This is a genomic window from Alteromonas infernus, assembly GCF_902705815.1.
In genome coordinates this window covers 60122-78886 of the sequence record NZ_CACSIG010000086.1, presented here as the reverse complement: position 1 = coordinate 78886, position 18765 = coordinate 60122, and the positions used below count along the sequence as shown (strand labels likewise).

At 45.6% G+C, this 18765-nt stretch carries 19 protein-coding genes and 3 tRNA genes; 8 read left to right on the top strand and 14 right to left on the bottom strand.

The window, feature by feature from the left end; all coding sequences use genetic code 11:
- Positions 1-206: 206 nt before the first annotated feature.
- From ACX5J7_RS19760 to ACX5J7_RS19740, 5 genes are all read right to left on the bottom strand, one after another.
- Positions 207-298 (bottom strand) — tRNA-Ser (locus tag ACX5J7_RS19760).
- Between the two features lie 673 nt (positions 299-971).
- Positions 972-1178, bottom strand: a complete 207-nt coding sequence (locus tag ACX5J7_RS19755; RefSeq protein ID WP_012517740.1) for a hypothetical protein — start codon at positions 1176-1178, stop codon at positions 972-974.
- A 332-nt stretch (positions 1179-1510) separates the two neighbouring features.
- Positions 1511-1602: transfer RNA gene (locus ACX5J7_RS19750), tRNA-Ser, on the bottom strand.
- A 143-nt stretch (positions 1603-1745) separates the two neighbouring features.
- Complete coding sequence (locus tag ACX5J7_RS19745; RefSeq protein WP_012518588.1) at positions 1746-2606, bottom strand: DODA-type extradiol aromatic ring-opening family dioxygenase; 861 nt, start codon at positions 2604-2606, stop codon at positions 1746-1748.
- An 11-nt stretch (positions 2607-2617) separates the two neighbouring features.
- Positions 2618-3073: a DoxX family protein gene (locus ACX5J7_RS19740; protein ID WP_278383641.1), complete on the bottom strand. Its 456-nt coding sequence runs from the start codon at positions 3071-3073 to the stop codon at positions 2618-2620.
- 192 nt (positions 3074-3265) lie between these two features.
- On the opposite strand from ACX5J7_RS19740, the gene ACX5J7_RS19735 reads away from it, so the two are divergent.
- A complete protein-coding gene (locus ACX5J7_RS19735; protein ID WP_498707941.1) occupies positions 3266-4042 on the top strand; it encodes a LysR family transcriptional regulator in 777 nt (258 codons plus the stop codon).
- A 178-nt stretch (positions 4043-4220) separates the two neighbouring features.
- Here ACX5J7_RS19735 and ACX5J7_RS19730 read toward each other — a convergent pair whose 3' ends face one another.
- The gene (locus tag ACX5J7_RS19730) at positions 4221-5687 is read right to left on the bottom strand and encodes a DUF3360 family protein (protein ID WP_012518591.1); all 1467 of its coding nucleotides are present in this window, start codon (positions 5685-5687) and stop codon (positions 4221-4223) included.
- Positions 5688-5829: 142 nt separating this feature from the next.
- Positions 5830-5921: transfer RNA gene (locus ACX5J7_RS19725), tRNA-Ser, on the bottom strand.
- A 239-nt stretch (positions 5922-6160) separates the two neighbouring features.
- Between ACX5J7_RS19725 and ACX5J7_RS19720 the strand changes: the two genes are divergently transcribed.
- The 6 genes from ACX5J7_RS19720 (at position 6161) to ACX5J7_RS19695 (ending at position 9129) form a co-directional block, all read left to right on the top strand.
- The gene (locus ACX5J7_RS19720; RefSeq protein WP_015067308.1) at positions 6161-6826 is read left to right on the top strand and encodes a Bax inhibitor-1/YccA family protein; all 666 of its coding nucleotides are present in this window, start codon (positions 6161-6163) and stop codon (positions 6824-6826) included.
- 55 nt (positions 6827-6881) lie between these two features.
- Positions 6882-7271, top strand: coding sequence for a sulfurtransferase complex subunit TusD (gene tusD / locus ACX5J7_RS19715; protein WP_498707939.1), 390 nt, complete (start codon positions 6882-6884; stop codon positions 7269-7271).
- The gene (locus tag ACX5J7_RS19710; RefSeq protein WP_012518594.1) at positions 7271-7639 is read left to right on the top strand and encodes a DsrE family protein; all 369 of its coding nucleotides are present in this window, start codon (positions 7271-7273) and stop codon (positions 7637-7639) included. The genes tusD and ACX5J7_RS19710 overlap by 1 nt, the downstream gene beginning before the upstream one ends.
- Entirely contained in the window at positions 7639-7983 is a 345-nt protein-coding gene (locus tag ACX5J7_RS19705) for a hypothetical protein (RefSeq protein WP_015067311.1), read from the top strand. Before ACX5J7_RS19710 ends, ACX5J7_RS19705 begins: the two co-directional genes overlap by 1 nt.
- Complete coding sequence (locus tag ACX5J7_RS19700; protein WP_015067312.1) at positions 7980-8327, top strand: TusE/DsrC/DsvC family sulfur relay protein; 348 nt, start codon at positions 7980-7982, stop codon at positions 8325-8327. Before ACX5J7_RS19705 ends, ACX5J7_RS19700 begins: the two co-directional genes overlap by 4 nt.
- 364 nt (positions 8328-8691) lie before the next feature.
- Positions 8692-9129 carry a host attachment protein gene (locus tag ACX5J7_RS19695; RefSeq protein WP_020746042.1) on the top strand — a complete coding sequence of 146 codons (438 nt, stop codon included), beginning with the start codon at positions 8692-8694 and terminating at the stop codon, positions 9127-9129.
- Positions 9130-9205: 76 nt separating this feature from the next.
- Here the strand turns inward: ACX5J7_RS19695 and ACX5J7_RS19690 are convergent, their stop codons facing one another.
- The 7 genes from ACX5J7_RS19690 to lrp all read right to left on the bottom strand — a co-directional run bounded on the left by ACX5J7_RS19690 (position 9206) and on the right by lrp (position 17386).
- A complete protein-coding gene (locus tag ACX5J7_RS19690) occupies positions 9206-9919 on the bottom strand; it encodes an SOS response-associated peptidase family protein (protein WP_498707938.1) in 714 nt (237 codons plus the stop codon).
- Between the two features lie 102 nt (positions 9920-10021).
- Positions 10022-11320 (bottom strand): serine--tRNA ligase, encoded by a 1299-nt coding sequence (gene serS / locus ACX5J7_RS19685; protein ID WP_498707936.1) that lies wholly within the window; start codon positions 11318-11320, stop codon positions 10022-10024.
- Positions 11321-11330: 10 nt separating this feature from the next.
- Positions 11331-11714: a fluoride efflux transporter CrcB gene (crcB, locus tag ACX5J7_RS19680; RefSeq protein ID WP_012518601.1), complete on the bottom strand. Its 384-nt coding sequence runs from the start codon at positions 11712-11714 to the stop codon at positions 11331-11333.
- A gap of 93 nt (positions 11715-11807) precedes the next feature.
- Positions 11808-13115: a replication-associated recombination protein A gene (locus ACX5J7_RS19675; RefSeq protein WP_020743693.1), complete on the bottom strand. Its 1308-nt coding sequence runs from the start codon at positions 13113-13115 to the stop codon at positions 11808-11810.
- On the bottom strand, positions 13102-13860 hold the full coding sequence (lolA, locus tag ACX5J7_RS19670) for an outer membrane lipoprotein periplasmic chaperone LolA (protein ID WP_498707935.1): 759 nt from the start codon (positions 13858-13860) through the stop codon (positions 13102-13104). Before lolA ends, ACX5J7_RS19675 begins: the two co-directional genes overlap by 14 nt.
- 16 nt (positions 13861-13876) lie before the next feature.
- Positions 13877-16639, bottom strand: coding sequence for a DNA translocase FtsK (locus tag ACX5J7_RS19665; protein WP_353843089.1), 2763 nt, complete (start codon positions 16637-16639; stop codon positions 13877-13879).
- A 261-nt stretch (positions 16640-16900) separates the two neighbouring features.
- Positions 16901-17386, bottom strand: coding sequence for a leucine-responsive transcriptional regulator Lrp (gene lrp / locus ACX5J7_RS19660; RefSeq protein WP_015067319.1), 486 nt, complete (start codon positions 17384-17386; stop codon positions 16901-16903).
- Between the two features lie 186 nt (positions 17387-17572).
- On the opposite strand from lrp, the gene ald reads away from it, so the two are divergent.
- Complete coding sequence (gene ald / locus ACX5J7_RS19655) at positions 17573-18706, top strand: alanine dehydrogenase (RefSeq protein WP_287151488.1); 1134 nt, start codon at positions 17573-17575, stop codon at positions 18704-18706.
- Positions 18707-18765: the final 59 nt, after the last annotated feature.

The window sequence follows — 18765 nt, the reverse complement described above, 5'->3', positions numbered from 1 at the left end:
AAAACCCGCAACATGTGCGGGNTTTTCGTATTTGGCGGAGAGTGAGGGATGTGCTCGGGTACGTCCTGTACCCGACCCTTCGGGCGCCTGCGGCGGCACCAATCGTTCCCGACGATTGGTCGAACAACGGGGGCTCTCACCCTCACTCTACAGAAGTTTTATTTTACCCATAAAAAAACCCGCAGCATGTGCGGGTTTTTCGTATTTGGCGGAGAGTGAGGGATTCGAACCCCCGGTGGGTTTGACCCCACGTCTGATTTCAAGTCAGGTGCATTAAACCGGGCTCTGCCAACTCTCCTGAAGTGATGCTTATCTTAATGATTTTCATAAGGGTGTAAAGCACTAATTTCAATTAAATCAATCAACTGGTGAAATATTCGCCTTTTCACAAGCGTAATAATTTTTTAACGACACTAATGCCTTAAATCTACAAAAGATTTATTGAGCACATAAAAAAAACCGCAACATGTGCGGGTTTTCGTATTTGGCGGAGAGTGAGGGATGTGCTCGGGTACGTCCTGTACCCGACCCTTCGGGCGCCTGCGGCGGCACCAATCGTTCCCGACGATTGGTCGAACAACGGGTGCTCTCACCCTCACTCTACAGAAGTTTTATTTGACCCATATCGAGTAGGGTGAGGCTTGCGCCTCATCCCTCTCACAGAACCGTACGTACGGGCCTCGTATACGGCTCCTGCATACTTCATATCACTTGCTAAGTGACACAATGCTAATTTGCAATCTAGTATCGTGCGCCCTATGGACATCGTTCATTTTCTAACATTGTGGTAACTTTCATTGCAGGGTTTGGCTTCTAGCACTGAGGCAATCTACCAAATTTGACTACAATTACTTCCCATATACGGCCTGTCTCACCAGACATCACTATTCCTAGCGCACCGATTCGACTTGTCCCGCTGATCAGGCGGCTTGTGTATCAATGATAAAAAAAACTCACAACTCATCAGAGTCTTAAAGTCTGCTTCCCCCCTTCGCAATCCATTTAAGCTTTTGGCTAAAATGGATCCTATCAAACACAATGCTGATAGTCGGCTTGGTTTTACCCTCCACACCATTACTGGCTTTCATCGGCCTAGCCTTACTCACTACTACGGGTTCATCTGCCACCTCACACTCGCAACATTCTTGGATCACTCCTTGAACGATACGTCCAACCATTTGATTGGATCCAATGCCAGGCTTCCCCAGTTACTGCACTGGCTCCCTGTTAGAAATTCCACCCTCAAACACAAAACAGGTCTGACTGAGTATATCGGGCTTCGCGCTATTTTGCACGCTTACCCACCTGCCTTGCCGAATCAGGTTCACTTTCGTTGTGTACCTCTAACTTCCTATGGCTTCCTTCAGACCCTATCGTTGGCCAACAGCGCCCTTGCCATTCGGATTATCTTCCCCTCAGTCAGGGTGATTCAGGTTTCTTTCAACCTGACGGGTTTGCCAGCTTCGCTGGGCAAACAAAAAAACCCGCAACATGTGCGGGTTTTCGTATTTGGCGGAGAGTGAGGGATTCGAACCCCCGGTGGGTTTGACCCCACGTCTGATTTCAAGTCAGGTGCATTAAACCGGGCTCTGCCAACTCTCCTGAAGTGCTGCGTATCTTAATGATTTAGCCGAAGGTGTAAAGCACTTATTTTCGTATTACCGTTCAACCGAACAATTGATAAGCAATGTGTTTAAAATTTAATTCACTGTCGTCAATTTTTCGCCAGAGTAATGCCATATGCCTTACCCTTTCCACAAAAACATACTCGCTGGCTTGGTTAACAATGTAAGTGAAAATGCGTTATCTACCGCTTTGTTATTTGCGCCATAACAAACATGTAGTGGCAATAAATGCTCTTCTTTGGGGTGAGCATACTGTGCCTCAGGCCCGGTAAACCATTCAACAAGCCTAGATTTACGTTCAACTTCACTATATGCGCTGGAGCGCATCGTGGTCTGTAACCAATTGTTGAAACGCGTAGCCTTATGCAATGCCTCTTCAGAGCTATCGAAAAAGCCGTGCATATTGTGAAACGACGAACCAGAACCCAATATCAGAACATGTTCGAAAGCGCCGATGTTATCAATAATCTCTTTTAGCGCTTTGCCTAAAGAAATGTGAAATTGCGCATCGCGCCTTTTGTTTGAGCCAGTAACTAAAGAAACTTGTACGCAAGGAATATCGGCCGCGGGGTACATTATACTAAGTGGAATGAACATGCCGTGGTCAAATCCGCGTGTCCGCTCGGCTTTCGCGGTTATTCCCCTTGTGTTCAAACCGTTAACTATATTATTTGCAAATTCAGCATTACCTTTTGCCGGATATTTAAGTGAATAAGCCTGCTCCGGAAAGCCATAATAATCGTAAATTAAATCTGGTTTGGGGCCGGCAGTTACTTTAACCACAGCTTCTTCCCAATGTGCACTTATAACAATGATCACATCGGGTTTTGCTATCTCCTGAGGTAACGTTATAAGGGTCTCAATCATTTCCGTGTGATAGCGAGTTTGCATTTCCCCCTCTTGCGATTGTATCTCTAGAAGTGGAAGTGGGCCTCCACCATGAGAGATATACGCCGTTGAAATTCGGGTAGGCCCAGTCATTATTGTGGTCCTTATGCTTTAGAAAAATACGTTTTACTAATTAATGAGTCGACAGAGAATTTTCCGCCCCCTTGAACGACTAGTGTAACGGTTACGGCAAGTAGTGAAAGCGCAAACTCATAGCCATTGTTGCTCATAAACAAACCGTTTGAAGCGTGCACGCTGAAAATAGCCACTACCATAGTAAAAGCACTGACTAATGCAGCAGGTCGTGTGAGAAAACCAATTAGAAGCGCTAATCCCCCGAAGAACTCTGCGCTACCCGCTAAAAGCGCCATTAAAAAGCCCGGTGCTAACCCAATACTCTCCATCCACTGCCCTGTTCCTTCCAGGCCGTAACCCCCAAACCATGCAAATAGTTTCTGTGCACCGTGCGCCGCTAAAATAATGCCCACAGGCACCCGCAATACAAGGCTTGCCACACTATTGGTTGATGTAAAAATGGTTTTTAACAGCGTATTGTTCATTGTCGTTTCCTCTCTTGTGTTTACGTTAATGATGTTGGAGCACCTCAGTTTCAAAACAGACGTGATTAGTGCTAAACACGCCAACTTCAACTGCGCTTACCGTTACCGCATAGAATAGTTACCAACAGTCGTTGAATAAAGAATGGAAATATTGAATTATTACCAATACTGCATTGGAAATAGAGAAGAAAAATGGATAGATTGACCCTGTTAAAAACGTTTGTGGTAGTCGCAAATGAAGGCAGCTTTACTAAAGCCGCGGTACGCTTAGATACATCGAACCAGCTTGTAAGCAAATATGTTGCACAGCTTGAAAAGCACTTAGATACTAGGCTGTTTAATAGAACAACCCGAAAAATTCATCTTACAGAGGCGGGGCGTCAGTGTTTGCAACACGCAAACCATATTCTTGAAAGCATTAATGATATGGAAAGCCAGCTAGGCCTTTTTAATGCGCAGGCCAAAGGTACTTTACATGTCAGTGCGCCCGTATCCTTTTCTACTTTACATTTAGCAGGGGCAATAGGGGCTTTTCAACACGCTCACCCACATGTATCGATTAACTTGCAGCTTAACGACCGCAAGATTGATGTGATTGACGAAGGGTTTGACGTTGCAATACGCGCCGGTCATCTTGCCAGCTCTAGCTTAGTGGCTAAAAAGATCACCACTATTAATTTAGCGCTATGCGTGTCACCCGCATACCTTAAAAAGTATGGTCGTCCCTTACACCCAAGCGACTTAAAGCCCGAGCACTATTTAGAATACTCGTATGTAAATTATGACAATAATCAGTCAGAACTTATTGCTGCGTTAAAAGCTAACGCCCAAAAGTCGCCTCCAAAGCTCACCGCAAATAATGGAGAGGTGCTGACAAATGTGGCTAAGCAAGGTGAAGGCTATGTGCTTCAACCTACCTTTATAGTTGGCGAAGCGTTTAAAAAAAGGAGAGCTAGTTTCTATACTTGACGAGTATATTCCTCAGTCTATCGCTCTGTATGCGGTATACCCACACCGAAAATTAATATCAAATAAGCTGCGGGTTTTTATCGACTTTCTTTGCAACTACTTTGAAGACACTCCTTTTTGGGATAGGTAAGCGCGGCGTATATCAACGCCACGCTCCACAGATTTTTAATAGAACGTCTTAAAGCCTAAACGTCTCCATAATGGCAGGTACCCCCGGGAACATACCAATAAGCGCCATAACGGTGCACAACACCAAGAAAGTGATACCTGGAATAATCCAGCGCCCCGCTTTTCCAAGATCACCGGCCCTATCTTTACAACCGACCAAACCTAAGTTATCTAACAACATAGTGAATGACCACCCAAATACTGGGTTTACCAATACCGAAGAGATAACCACTAAAGCGGCTGACTGGGTTGTTTTACCCTCGCGGGTCATCTGCATGCCTGCCTCCATTAATGGCAAAAACACACCCACAATTAATGCAACGCACAATACCGGTGGCCAAACAGCCAAGTCCATAGGGTAGCCCCAAAGTGCCGCAACAACACACAACAGCCCGGTAACTAATGCGCCACCAGGAATGGGTCTACGTGCGATGGATGCTGGAATAATATAGGTCCCCCACGACGATGAAATATTCCCCCCGCCAAGTAAGCTACCGACGGCCTGACGGCTAGACGCCGCGATCATGGTGTCATCGATGTTCATATGTGCTCGTTCACTTTTCTTAGGGTAGCTAAGCTTTTGGAAAACTTGATGCCCTAAAAAGTCTGGCGACCACATAGATACTGCCAACACCGCAAATGGAAGGACGGCGATAAAGTGAGACCAATCCGGCAGCCCCAGTTGCCATCCCGTATTTTCGCCCCACCAATATGCAGGGTTTAAATTTGGCATGCCAGGCGATGTACTAAACTCGAAGGGTGCACCAAAAGAAAACGCAATCACCGCTGCCATCACTGCACCTAAAGGAATTGCCAGCCAACGCTTTTGAATGTGCTCTAACCATGCATACATTAAAATTGTTGCGATAATTACCACAAAAGCCAAATACGCCATATCGAAGCTTTCAGCCCAGGCGAAGAGTTTTTTCACCTGCCCCGTTATGCCGATGAAGCCTAAATACAGTAATAACCCACCACATACACCGTTACTCGTGAGCTTGGCCAGAATACTACCGCCTTTTGTAATACCAAGAATAAATCCGAACAGACCGATGAGGAGCCCCAGCGCCATAGGGTGACCGCCTGAAGCGACGATGAGCGGTACTAGGGGTAAAAGCGGCCCGTGTGTGCCAGCCAGATTAGCCGAAGGGTTGAGAAAGCCAGAAATAAGCACCACAAATAAAACCGCAGCGATAAGAAGCTCAAAGCGCACATTTTCAATAACAAATTCTGGTGATAACCCCAGAGGCGCAGCAAACGCGCCTACTACAGCGGCCACCATAACAATTTTACCTATAGTGGCTGCCATGCCGGGAACAAAATCTTCCCACTCAACGCGATAGTCTTTACCCGGCAAATTTAAACGCCAACGTTTTGGGGAAATGATCTGTAATTCGTGATTTAAATAGTCTTCTCGAGACGAGAATTCACTGCTTGATTTGTGAAGTTTTTGATAAGAGGAACTTTCTTGTGACACATAACACCTTTAGATTGCGCGAAGAAAACGCAAGCCTAAACATGTGAATGGAATGTAACAATGCGACTGTGGTCTTATACGAAAGTCTAAATTTACAAAGAGGCATAAAAAAACCCGCAACAATGTGCGGGCTTTTCGTATTTGGCGGAGAGTGAGGGATTCGAACCCCCGGTGGGTTTGACCCCACGTCTGATTTCAAGTCAGGTGCATTAAACCGGGCTCTGCCAACTCTCCTGAAGTGCTGCGTATCTTAATGATATTTTAATGACTGTAAAGCGAAAAATGAAAAAAATTGTTTAAGTGCTGAGATTTCAATCAAATAGCGTGTTTCGCCCGTATAAAAGATGTTTTTGTATTCACCTGACACCATTTTCATCTGAAACTACTTGAAAATGGGAACTAAAACCCATACAACATACACTAAATAATTGTGTACCATTTTGGTCATATCATAAGTCCTGTTGGAGGAAACAATGGATCAACGTTCGATGTATTCAAGTGCATCTCAACCATCGGTATTGCAGACGAACAAGGTTCTACGCAACACCTATATGCTGCTTGCGATGACACTAGCGTTTAGTGCGGTTTGTGCTGGTATAGCAATGGCAGTAGGCATTTCTCCTATGATGTCTCTTGTTATGACTATCGGCGCTTTTATTACCCTATTTGTAGTTCAGAAAAAGGCTGATTCAGCGTCTGGCATCTACTGGGTGTTTGCATTCACCGGTTTGATGGGGGCGTCACTTGGTTACACCTTGCAATATTACCTTGCATTTGGTGGCCCAGGCTTAATTATGGAAGCACTAGGTGCAACAGCCCTTGTGTTCTTCGCCCTATCTGGCTACGCCCTAACCACTAAGAAAGACTTCTCGTTTATGGGCGGCTTCTTGGTTGTAGGTTTAGTTGTAGTGCTTGTTGCGGCAATTGCGAACATCTTCTTCGCGGTTCCAGCGGTAAGCTTAGCAATTAGTGCAGCGATTGTGTTTATAATGTCAGGTTTCATCTTGTTTGATACAAGCCGTATCATTCACGGTGGTGAAACAAACTACATTCGCGCTACAGTTTCGCTATACTTAAACATATACAACTTATTCACCTCTATTCTTCACCTTCTAGGTGCGTTTGGCGGCGACGATTAATTAGGCGTTTAAGGTTTGAGAACAAACACCCCTTAACTGGGGTGTTTTTATTTATATGGCAGAATATTCAATACTTATTACTTCATCACCGTTTGAAGGCGACACGGCTCTGAGCGCCCTCGCCTTCATACAAGGCGTGATAGATAACGGCGACGTAGTTAACAACGTCTTCTTTTACAGCGAAGGTGTACACCATTGTAACAGTTTGATGTTGAAAACCGGGGATGAACTGTTTGCTTATGACGGCTGGAAGGCCCTTGCTGCCGATCATAACGTAAAGTTGATGGTGTGCATCACAGCCGCCGTCAAGCGCGGTATTGTCAGTGAAATGGAAGCAAAAGAAAACGGCATGGCACACGCCAATTTAACTGCCCCCTTTGAGCAAGCTGGCTTAGGCGAATTTTTTACTGCCCTTCACGAGTGCAATAGGCTGGTGCAATTCTGATGGCAAAGTTACTTATTAGGTTTACACAAAGCCCATTTTCCAATGCGAAAAGCCAAGACGGGTTAGATTTTGCGTTAGCTGCAACAAACTATGGGCACGAGGTAAAAGTGCTCTTTGAAAATCAAGGTGTACTGCAGCTGGTTAAGGCCACGTCTACAAAAGGGCTGAAAAATCACACCAAACGTTTAGCCAGTATGCCATTTTTCGATATCGAAGAATGCTTTGTGTGTAAAGCGAGTGCAGATACCTACGACATAGACCAGGTTCTTGCTAATACAAGTTTAATTGACGAGCTAGATTGTGAGTGGATAACCTCAGAAGAAAAAGTTGCGCTTATACAAAGCGTTGACCATGTGGTGACATTCTAATGCTGATTACTATTACAACGCCAAATTTGAGCAGCGCTGATGAACAGCTGCTAATAGCAACCTTAAAGCAAGCCCCTTATGCTTGTGTTGTATTCGTTGGTGATGGTGTTTACGCCCCAGCGTTAAACACTGCGTTTTTTGAACAACTCGCCAATACGGTAAAAGACACGGTAACAGATACGGTTAAAGGCGCGGTAAAAATCAAATCAACACCTAACCTGTCGTTTGTGAGTACAGATGCGGCTACTAGGGGCGCAAATCTGCCTGAATTTATTAATCCAATTTCCTACAAGGAACTCGCTGCCATATCAGCAAAAAATAAGCACTGGATACCCCTTTTATGACACAAGAAACCTATAGCTTTAATTATAAAGGGAACGAGATCCCTACAGACAAAGCCGGGTATTTACTCGACTATACCCTTTGGGAAGAAGGTATGGTTGACTTACTGGCGCAAGAAGAGAACATTGAACTAACCGAAGCCCACTGGGAAGTGGTGCGTTTCGTGCGCGCATTTTATGAAGAATACGAAACCAGCCCAGCGATTCGGGCTTTGGTGAAAGCCATGGCGAATAAATTTGGACCAGAAAAAGGCAATAGCCGCTACCTGCAGCGACTTTTTAAAAAAGGCCCGGCTAAGCAAGCCACCAAACTGGCTGGGTTACCTAAACCTGCGAAATGCTTGTAAAGGCGATTACGCATTATATTTAAAGCGCTAGCGCCCCTCTGCTGGCGTTTTTTCTTTCACACATTCCATAAAATTACTTTCTCCTCTCATCACAGTATCGATTGTTGCATATCAACATGGGTTAAACCCACCTACTAGCCTTCTACTAAAGGTACTCGTTAAATTGCTGCTCGGGTTGAAACCTGATTCAAGGTAGCTATTAGAAGTGCCACCCTATTGTCAATTGTTTTAGCCTTGGTGTTGAAATTGCAACTACCTTCTTACATTAGCGTTTTATCTTGGGTTTTAGGCACATTTTTCATACTTGCCTTTTGCCGAACACCATAAACGTGAATGTTTTACATAAATGGACATAGGAGGCTGTATGACAGTTCAGAAACACTACGTAATTGTGGCCAACCACGACAACGCCACAGCTTACACCTATACCAACCACGGAAGCGCACTTGTTGAAGTAAAGAAATGGCACAATGAGTTTAGCGGAGCAAGCGATCAAGATATTTATACGGATAAACCCGGTAGGCAATCGGCTCCCGCTTCGCAAGTGCCAGGTGTCGATAGCATGAATCGAAAAGATGCCGCTGAACTTGAAGATGAGCGATTTGCCAGTGACATTGCTGACTGGCTAGATGGCGAGCGTAAACGAGGTGCGCTAGGCTCTATAGATATTATTAGTGGGCCAGGATTTCTAGGGAAACTAAGAAACGGAATGTCATCTCAATGTTCAGAAGTCGTCGACAAAGAAGTGAAAAAGAATGTTTTAGGTGCGGATGAGGAAACCTTGCTTTCCTACCTTAAATAAAACGTTCTTTGGTACAACTATGATTACAGGCGGCGGTCGTTAATGCCGCCTTAATTTTATTCGCTTGTCAGTTAAGTTAGAGGTTTTCGTCAGCCTTTAACATATTAGCTTCACCGATTGCCTCAGCACTTTTAAACGTCTTTACGCGCGTGACTTTAAGGTCGGTATAAATACGAGGGTTATTCAAAATATACTCTACCTCATTATTTAATGAGCCTTGTGTGTCAGCGGTTAGCCACGCATTAATAGCGTGACTATCATGAGGAAGAAAGCAAGGGATGGATTTCTCGTGATATTGGCTAAAGCCATCTATGGGTGGGCGTGTCACTACCGCACAGGAAAACAGCCCATTGCTAAATCGCCGGTACACCGCGCCAATAAGCAATGCTCCGCTAGTGGGCTTCATTAAATAATGCGCTTTTCCTTTTCCAAGTGGGTTTGACTCCCCTACCGCTGTTGCCACTACTACTGCTCGTCGCTCTCGAATAAACTTTCCCCAATAAGGGCTATCTAAGTTACGGGCATTAAATGTTGTCCTATTGCCAATCTCTAACGTGTCGCCAACGGGCTTAGCATCAAACCACCATGTAGCATCTATGGTGCTATCACCAGACACAATTAAATTAGTGATTTGTCGTTCAGGCGCTTTTCCAAATGCAGGATAAAAGTTAATGACATTGCTTGTAGAAGATTCGTTGGCAAAAAGCGGAATGGTTTGTGTAAGCCCGACTTCTTCAAGTAGCGCAATAACGTCAGGTAAATCAGTAATACGTTGTATAAATCCGCACATGAGTCACTTCCCAATCGCGCGCGCAGTTAAGAAATTCCGGTATGTGAAAATACCGGATCTCAAAATAACGTTTGCAGAGATGGTCTGTCGATGAAAACCGGTTTACTCGGTAGCCTTAATCACTTCTTGGCCAGCCATGTAAGGCACTAGGGCCTTCGGAATGGTAATGCTTCCGTCTGCCTGTTGGTTATTCTCTAAAATAGCAACAAGTGTACGCCCTACTGCCAAACCAGAACCGTTCAGTGTGTGTAGCAGTTCAGGTTTATTGGTTTCAGGGTTGCGGAACCTTGCCTGCATACGTCGCGCTTGGAAATCCAGCATGTTTGAGCATGAAGAGATTTCGCGGTAAGTATTCTGTGCAGGTAGCCATACTTCAAGATCATAGGTTTTACATGCACCAAAGCCCATGTCACCCGTACATAGCAACACTTTGCGGTAAGGTAGCTCTAGCTTTTGCAGAATAACTTCCGCATGGCCAGTAAGCGCTTCTAGCGCGTCGAAGCTATCTTCTGGCTTAACTAGCTGTACTAGTTCTACCTTGTCGAATTGATGCTGACGAATTAGACCACGGGTGTCACGACCGTATGAACCCGCTTCTGAGCGGAAGCACGGTGTGTGTGCCGTCATTTTCACAGGCAGCGTTTTAGCATCTAAAATTTCATCACGGGCGATGTTTGTTAGCGGTACTTCCGCCGTTGGAATTAGACTTAGCCCCTGCCCCTCTTCCGTTGCTGGCTTAGTGTGGAATAGATCCTCACCAAACTTAGGCAACTGACCTGTACCGTATAGGCTGTCGGCATTGACAAGATAAGGCACGTACATTTCCTGATAGCCATGCTCTTGAGTATGGGTATCTAGCATGAACTGAGCAAGCGCACGGTTTAAACGAGCAATGTCGCCACGCATTACCACAAAGCGGCTGCCTGTTAGCTTACTCGCGGTCGCGAAATCTAGGCCGTTGTTTAAGCCTTCAGCAACGTCTACGTGATCTTTTACTTCAAAATCAAACGTACGCGGCTCACCCCAACGGGAAATTTCAACGTTGTCGTCTTCGTCTTTCCCTTCTGGTACCGACTCATGCGGCAAATTAGGAATGCCTTGCGTAAGGGTATTAATTTCTTCTAACAGTTCGCTAAGCTCTGCTTTAGCGGCATCAAGCTCGTCGCCAAGTTTACCCACTTCAGCTAAAAGCGGCGCAATATCTTCACCCTGCGCTTTTGCCTTACCAATGGATTTACTTCGTACATTACGCTCGTTTTGCAGATCCTGTGTTCTGGACTGAAGTGTTTTTCTTTTTTCTTCAAGCGAACTGAAAGCTGCTACGTCGAGGTTAAAACCACGGGCAGCTAATCGCTTAGCTGTTTGTTCTATATCGCTTCGCAAACACTTTGGATCTAACATGTGTTTCTAATTATCCTTTCATTAATTCAATGGCCAGCCACCCAGCTAGCAAGCAGGCGCCAACGTTAAGAAATACATTCGCTGCCGCTTTAAGCCACAGCTCGTTTTCTAATAAAGTTAAGGTTTCAACGGAAAATGTTGAGAATGTGGTAAAGGCCCCTAAAAGCCCAACGCCGATAAGTGCACGGTATGGAGAGTCGCTCAAGTCATAGCGTTCAATAACACCGTAAAGTAACGCAAGTGCAAACGACCCCACCACATTCACCGTTAGTGTACCAAACGGCATGTGTTTTCCAAATAAGGAATCAACACTTGTAGTAACAAAATAACGTAAACATGCGCCGGTCGCCCCGCCAGCGGCAATAAAACAGTACAAAGCTAACCCTTGAGGCACGAATAACTCCCTAGCGCATTTTTTTTAAATGTTGAAGTGACCCTTTTTGACTAATACACGTTTTAGCGATAAGTCACTGTACAGGTTTGCACTTTACCTTTTATTGTGACTTCTCGCATTAAGTGTGTCGAGAAATTCTCGTTTAGCTTTAAGGGCTTTTTCTAATCCGCGATCATTGGGGTTATAAAGCCGCGTTCCTTCAAGACTTTCCGGAAAGTAAGACTCTCCCGCCGCAAACGCATTGGGTTCATTGTGCGCATAACGATAGCCATCACCGTGGCCTAACTCTTTCATAAGTGACGTGGGCGCATTACGTAAATGCATGGGAACTGGGGCATCGGAGGTTTTGCGCGCTAGTGCTTTGGCTTCATTAAACGCCATATACACTGCATTACTTTTTGCTGCCAATGCACAATATACTGCTGCTTGTGCGATAGCACGCTCACCCTCTGCGGGCCCCACGCGGTGAAATGTATCCCACGCGTTTATACAAAGCTGCATGGCCCTTGGGTCTGCGTTTCCAATATCTTCTGAGGCAATGGCAAGTAGACGTCTTCCGACGTAAAGCGCATCACCGCCGCCGTCTAATATTCTCGCGTACCAATACAAAGCTGCATCTGGGTCTGAGCCTCTTACCGACTTATGGAAAGCGGAGATTAAATCGTAAAAGGTATCGCCTTTATTGTCGTAACTGGCAACTTTCTCGCCTACCGCATGCTCGATATCGCTAACGGTAATTTCGTTAGCACTTGTGAAGTCAGCGGCCAGTTCTAAATAAGTAAGAAGGCGCCGGGCATCACCACCGCTTAAATCTATAAGGGCGTTTCTTGCTATATCATCAATACCAAGGGCTCTGTCGCCAAGACCTTTTTCGGTATCACTTAATGCTCTATCGACTAATTCAGAAAGCGCGTGTTGTTCAAGTGTTTGTAGCACATAAACACGTACTCGAGATAAAAGCGCTTTATTTAATTCGAACGACGGATTTTCTGTGGTTGCGCCAATAAAGGTGACCACCCCAGACTCTACAAAGGGAAGAAAGGCATCTTGTTGGCTTTTATTAAACCTGTGAACTTCGTCTACAAATAAAAGGGTTCGCTGGTTATACCTTGCGTTGTCTTCAGCCTTATCCATGGCGGCTCTGATATCTTTTACGCCAGACGTAACGGCGGAAATGCGCAAGACAGAGGCATTGGTGTACTGAGCTATGAGTTCTGCAAGGGTGGTTTTTCCAGTGCCGGGCGGCCCCCACAAAATCATTGAATGACAGTGGCCCGCTTCGAGCATTTTGCGAAGGGGTTTACCCTTGCCTAGCAAATGGTCTTGCCCGCTGTACTGCTCTATGGTGATAGGGCGCATACGCGCCGCTAACGGCGCAAATCCTTGATTAACGCTGGTCATCAACTATGTAGCTATCTGGAATTTCAACAGAAAAAGTATCAGCGGCAACAGGAAAGCGAGTTTCAATATTATTAAACACTAAGGTGCTGATTTGCTGTTGCGCGTCTAGCATATTAAGCGAAGCGAGCTCATTATCTTGATTGAAGGTTAAAGTAAGCGTGACAATTTGACCGCCTTCCTCTTTAGGCGTTATCTGATAACTGTGTAATACCCCTTTACTACCCGCACCTTCAGATAGCGATGCGCTTTTTAATTCGCTAATCGAAAATTTAGCCCACGTTGCTTCATCGGTCGCGGTTAGCAAAACAATGGGGTTATCTTTAACAGCATTGTCTTGTGAAAGCACGGTGACCTGTTCAACAAAGGTGTCTACATTCCAAACCGCTTCACCATCGGCAACTAATAAAGTTTCATCAGGGAATGTTGTTTCCCAACGCAGTTTATTCGGGCGCGTCATTGTTAGCGTGCCTTGCGCCTCGTGCACTACGTTTTGCTGGGCATCGACTACGGTTTGCTCGAAGCCTGCGCGAAATTGTTTCATTTTACCAAGTAAAGCCTGTAGCGATGCTCTGGCCGAACTTTTTAACTCAAGGTTAATGCTTGGGCTTTGCGCGCTTTGTGAAGCGCTTGCCATCTGAGTAGTGGTGCTCGACGCTGTGTTTTGCGCAACGGCACTTTTAACACTAAGCCCAATACTAAGCGTTGTTAGCGCACCTACTAAATAAACCGAAACTGCTTTATTCATTTATTCAATCCGTTTGTTAATCTTTGTGGGGAGGCGGTGCGAGTACCTCGCGATTACCGTTGTGCCCCTGTGCACTTACGACCCCACTCATTTCCATTTGTTCAACTAATCGCGCAGCGCGGTTGTAACCAATTCTAAATTTACGCTGTACGCTAGACACGCTTGCACGGCGCGTTTCGGTTACAAATGCGACAGCCTCGTCGTAGAAAGCATCAAACTCTTGGTCTTCGCCTTCTGGCTGCTCACCCGGCAGAAGTACTTCGGCAGATGCCTCGCCATTTAGAATTTCTTCGATATACTCTGGCTCGCCCCGCTTTTGCCAATCGGCAACCACAGCGTGTACTTCGTGGTCATCCACAAACGCACCGTGAACTCGCGTTGGTACTGGGCTTCCCGGTGGCAAATATAGCATGTCACCCATACCTAACAAGGTTTCAGCACCTTGTTGGTCTAATATGGTTCGAGAGTCGATTTTACTTGAAACCTGGAAGGCACAACGAGTTGGAATGTTTGCTTTAATCAGGCCGGTGATAACATCAACAGAAGGACGCTGTGTAGCTAAAATAAGGTGAATACCGGCCGCTCGGGCTTTCTGTGCAATACGCGCAATCAGTTCTTCTACCTTTTTACCCACAATCATCATCATGTCGGCAAATTCATCGACCACCACAACAATCGCCGGAAGCTTGGCTAAATCAGGCGCTTCTGCGTCCATACTTTCTTCATTCTTCCAAAGCGGATCTTTTATGGGCGTGCCGTTAGCAATCGCCTCTTCAACTTTGGCGTTGTAACCTTTCAGGTTACGCACACCAAGTGCGCTCATCAAGCGATAGCGGCGTTCCATCTCCCCTACACACCATCGCAGCGCATTTGCCGCTTCTTTCATGTCGGTAACTACTTCGGCAAGCAAATGAGGGATACCTTCGTAAACAGAAAGCTCGAGCATTTTCGGGTCTATCATGATCATACGAACATCTTCAGGCGTGCTCTTATACAGTAGGCTTAAGATCATAACATTGACCCCAACCGACTTACCTGAACCTGTGGTTCCCGCAACTAATAAGTGGGGCATCTTAGCTAAATCAACCACCACAGGCTTACCTGAGATATCAGAACCTAACACCATCGTCAGCGGCGACTTATTCGCTTGGAACGTATCACAGCTTATGACTTCACTTAAGCGGACCATTTCCCGCTTTTTGTTTGGCAGCTCTAAACCAATCACCGATTTACCAGGAATAACTTCTACCACACGCACAGAAATGGCTGACATTGCTCGGGCCAAATCTTTCGAAAGCCCGGTAATCTTGCTTACTTTTACCCCAGGCGCTAAATCTAATTCGAAGCGGGTAATAACCGGGCCGGGGTAAACGCCCACCACCGTTGCCTCAATGTTGAAGTCAGCAAGCTTTTCTTCAACAAGGCGTGAAATACCCTCTATTTCCTCTGGCGTAAGGGGGTTTTCATGCTTATCAGCGCGTTCGAGTAAGTCGAAGGAAGGCATAGGTGGAAGCGTGGGATCAACGTGACTACCTTTTGCTTTTACAGGCTTTGCCCCTAGAGCCGCCGGTGCAAATTCATTAGCATTCTGGCTTGGTACAGGTGTCGACGGTACTTGCTGAGGCTCATTTGTATCAGCTGCAGCCGTAACATTATCTGAAGACGCTGCAGGCTTGCTACCTGTTTCATAAGGCAAGTCTTCGTCGAACTCTTCTAATTCATCGAAGTTAATACGTGGGCTCTGCTGTACACCTTGTTGAGCGTCAGCACTATCAGTGCTTTCAGGCTCTTGCTCGGGCTCTGGGGTAGACTTACCGAAACCTACTTTATCTTTTAGGCTACCAGATACAGCGTCGCGCATACCAGATAGTGAAAATGCAGACTTTTTACTTTCTGGCTGTTCCTCTTCCTTTGCTTGTTCCTGTGTTGGCTTATTCGACGTGCTGTCTGAACCGTCACTATTAACGGGCGTATCGTAGGTATAAAAAGGCGGTTCGTCTTCAACGGTATCAATGCCGAACGTTGGCTCGTTTCGCACCGGGGCGTTTTCTTTGACCGGCGAAGATTTACCCTCGTTGGAGGCTAAGGGTTCAGCACGCATACTGGTTATATCCAGTTCCGCACTATCACTTCGCTCGTTTTGACTTGCTGATTTGTTCGAAAGCGCTAAGCGCGGCATTTCCAGAGCAAGTAAATTTTGCGGTGCGGCAAGGGTTTTACGACCCAGCCACAATGTACCTTCACCTAATCTATCGATTATAGTGAGCCAGCTTATACCCGTTAGTAGTGTAAAGCCGGTACAGAAAAAGCATAGTAGCAATAATATGGTACCTGCCGTATTAAAATACGGGACTAAAGCTGAGCTGATAACGTCGCCGACAAAGCCCCCGGCAGAAAAATTGTATATATCATCGAAGTTAATACTTGCGATACCAGTTGCACCTAGGGCCATCAATAAACCGCCGATAATACGAAGGCCAATGGTAAGATAGTCGAATTCGTCGAGCTCTTTGATATGTTGGAACAAGAACCAACCTAGAAAAGCTGAACCAAAAGGTAGCAAATACGCAAGAAAACCAAATGAAAAGAGTAGCAAGTCGGCTACCCACGCCCCGGTTGCACCAACCCAGTTGTGAACGTCTAATTGTAATCCCGCTTGACTCCAACCTGGGTCGCCCGGATGAAAAGATGCTAGTGCCAGCAATAAGAAGAAGGCGAAAACACAGGCGATAATCATGCCTGCTTCCCACACTCGCTGAACCCCTGTTAATCGCGCCATAACCCTAAAAAACCTTCAATTTCTATCGCATTTACTTTTAAAAGCAATTGCGCTAAACGCAGCAAAGAGCTTAGCGAACCCCTTGCTATCCCTACATAGTTATTATTTATCTACTTTTGGTAAGTGACTGAGTACACAGTTAAATATGTTTCCTTGCCCCCTACCCTTTCACTTGTGCTAATCACTTTTCCGTTGATTAAACACAAACACTGTATTTTTGCACAGCCTACCACAAAACCACATGATTGAGCCATGCTTTCATTACTTCAAATTAATGCGTAAAGACGACGTACTTTTCACTTCTTCCATAACCACATACGTACGCGACTCACTTACCCCCGGTAAGCGCAATAACGTATCGCCCAACAATTTTCGATAGCTCCCCATATCAGCAACGCGCGCTTTTAGTAGAAAATCGAAGTCACCCGATACCAAATGACACTCTTGTATATCGTCGTGTTGTTTCACCGCAGCAGAAAATTCTGCAAAGATATCGACTGAGGTTTTCGTCAATGTTATCTCTACAAATACCAGCATGGCAGCACCTAGCATTTCAGGATTAACCACCGCGTGATAGCCTTTAATGTAGCCTTGTGCCTCTAATCGCTTCACTCTTTCAAGACAAGGGCTTGGGCTTAAACCTACTTCTTTAGCCAGTTCTACGTTAGAAATACGACCGTTTTTTTGCAGCTGCACTAAGATATTCCTGTCTATTCGGTCAAGGTGTTTAGGGGTCTTTACCAACATATTATGTTTCTTAATATTGCAATTTTACCAAATTATATTTCAAGCGCGCTCAATTTTCAGCAGATAGTTCGTTTTTTTATGCCGTATACTCAGCGTAATTATTTATAGGTCTAGGCGACCTTCAATCGCTAAAACTAAGTTCAACCAGAGCCACTTAGAAGCTCATTATATAACTGAGGACTATACATGTTAGTTGGTGTACCAAAAGAGATTAAAAACCACGAATATCGTGTTGGCCTAACGCCAGCAGCTGTAAAAGAGTTCGTTAGCCACGGTCATAGCGTTTTGGTAGAAACCAACGCCGGTGATGCCATTGGTTTCACTGATGAAATGTATGTAGAAGCAGGCGCTGCGATTGCACCTACTGCTGAGCAAGTGTTTGCTGAAGCGGAAATGATTGTAAAAGTGAAAGAGCCACAGCCTAATGAATGTAAGATGCTTCGAAAAGGCCAAACGCTTTACACGTACCTTCACCTTGCGCCAGACCCAACGCAAACCCAACTTCTTGTTGAATCAGGAGCGACCTGTATTGCTTATGAAACTGTGACTGACGATCGCAATGGTCTGCCGTTACTTGCGCCTATGAGTGAAGTTGCTGGCCGTATGTCAGTACAAGCGGGCGCGCATTACTTAGAAAAAGCGCACGGCGGAAGCGGTACGCTACTTGGTGGCGTACCAGGTGTTGCACCAGGTAAAGTATTGGTAATTGGTGGCGGTGTTGTAGGTACAAACGCGGCTAAGATGGCGCTAGGCCTTGGTGCAGACGTCACTATTTTGGACCGTTCACTTCCTCGCCTACGTCAACTCGACGATATCTTTAACGGCCAAGTTAAAACGGTTTACTCAACGGTTGATGCTATCGAGCACTACTCTTCAAAAGCTGATCTTGTCGTCGGCGCAGTACTTATTCCAGGTGCAGCTGCACCCAAGCTTCTTACTCGTGAGCAAATTAAAGCGATGAAGCCTGGCTCTGTGCTTGTAGATGTTGCCATTGACCAAGGCGGCTGTTTTGAGACGTCTAAGGCCACTACGCACCAAGACCCAGTTTACATTGTAGATGATGTTATTCACTACTGTGTAGCGAACATGCCAGGCGGCGTAGCGCGTACTTCTACAATGGCACTTAACAATGCGACCCTGCCATTCGGCTTAGCCCTTGCTAACAAAGGCCCAGCGAAAGCGATGCTAGAAGATAAACACCTGCTTAACGGCCTAAATGTTCACGAAGGTAAAGTAACCTATAAAGCCGTTGTTGATGCACTTGGTGAAGAGCTAGGTCTAACCTACACACCTGCTGACGTTGCGCTTAAAGGCGAGTAAGCCAAAAAAGTAACACGTTAAATTTATAAAAAAGCTCGGACAGCGAAGACTCGTCCGAG

Bases quoted from the DNA above. Each gene is read 5' to 3' on its own strand.
- ACX5J7_RS19755 (WP_012517740.1), bottom strand. From the start codon at position 1,178: ATGGTTGGACGTATCGTTCAAGGAGTGATCCAAGAATGTTGCGAGTGT.
- ACX5J7_RS19745 (WP_012518588.1), bottom strand. From the start codon at position 2,606: ATGACTGGGCCTACCCGAATTTCAACGGCGTATATCTCTCATGGTGGA.
- ACX5J7_RS19740 (WP_278383641.1), bottom strand. From the start codon at position 3,073: ATGAACAATACGCTGTTAAAAACCATTTTTACATCAACCAATAGTGTG.
- ACX5J7_RS19735 (WP_498707941.1), top strand. From the start codon at position 3,266: ATGGATAGATTGACCCTGTTAAAAACGTTTGTGGTAGTCGCAAATGAA.
- ACX5J7_RS19720 (WP_015067308.1), top strand. From the start codon at position 6,161: ATGGATCAACGTTCGATGTATTCAAGTGCATCTCAACCATCGGTATTG.
- tusD (WP_498707939.1), top strand. From the start codon at position 6,882: ATGGCAGAATATTCAATACTTATTACTTCATCACCGTTTGAAGGCGAC.
- ACX5J7_RS19710 (WP_012518594.1), top strand. From the start codon at position 7,271: ATGGCAAAGTTACTTATTAGGTTTACACAAAGCCCATTTTCCAATGCG.
- ACX5J7_RS19705 (WP_015067311.1), top strand. From the start codon at position 7,639: ATGCTGATTACTATTACAACGCCAAATTTGAGCAGCGCTGATGAACAG.
- ACX5J7_RS19700 (WP_015067312.1), top strand. From the start codon at position 7,980: ATGACACAAGAAACCTATAGCTTTAATTATAAAGGGAACGAGATCCCT.
- ACX5J7_RS19695 (WP_020746042.1), top strand. From the start codon at position 8,692: ATGACAGTTCAGAAACACTACGTAATTGTGGCCAACCACGACAACGCC.
- ACX5J7_RS19690 (WP_498707938.1), bottom strand. From the start codon at position 9,919: ATGTGCGGATTTATACAACGTATTACTGATTTACCTGACGTTATTGCG.
- serS (WP_498707936.1), bottom strand. From the start codon at position 11,320: ATGTTAGATCCAAAGTGTTTGCGAAGCGATATAGAACAAACAGCTAAG.
- ACX5J7_RS19675 (WP_020743693.1), bottom strand. From the start codon at position 13,115: ATGACCAGCGTTAATCAAGGATTTGCGCCGTTAGCGGCGCGTATGCGC.
- lolA (WP_498707935.1), bottom strand. From the start codon at position 13,860: ATGAATAAAGCAGTTTCGGTTTATTTAGTAGGTGCGCTAACAACGCTT.
- ACX5J7_RS19665 (WP_353843089.1), bottom strand. From the start codon at position 16,639: ATGGCGCGATTAACAGGGGTTCAGCGAGTGTGGGAAGCAGGCATGATT.
- lrp (WP_015067319.1), bottom strand. From the start codon at position 17,386: ATGTTGGTAAAGACCCCTAAACACCTTGACCGAATAGACAGGAATATC.
- ald (WP_287151488.1), top strand. From the start codon at position 17,573: ATGTTAGTTGGTGTACCAAAAGAGATTAAAAACCACGAATATCGTGTT.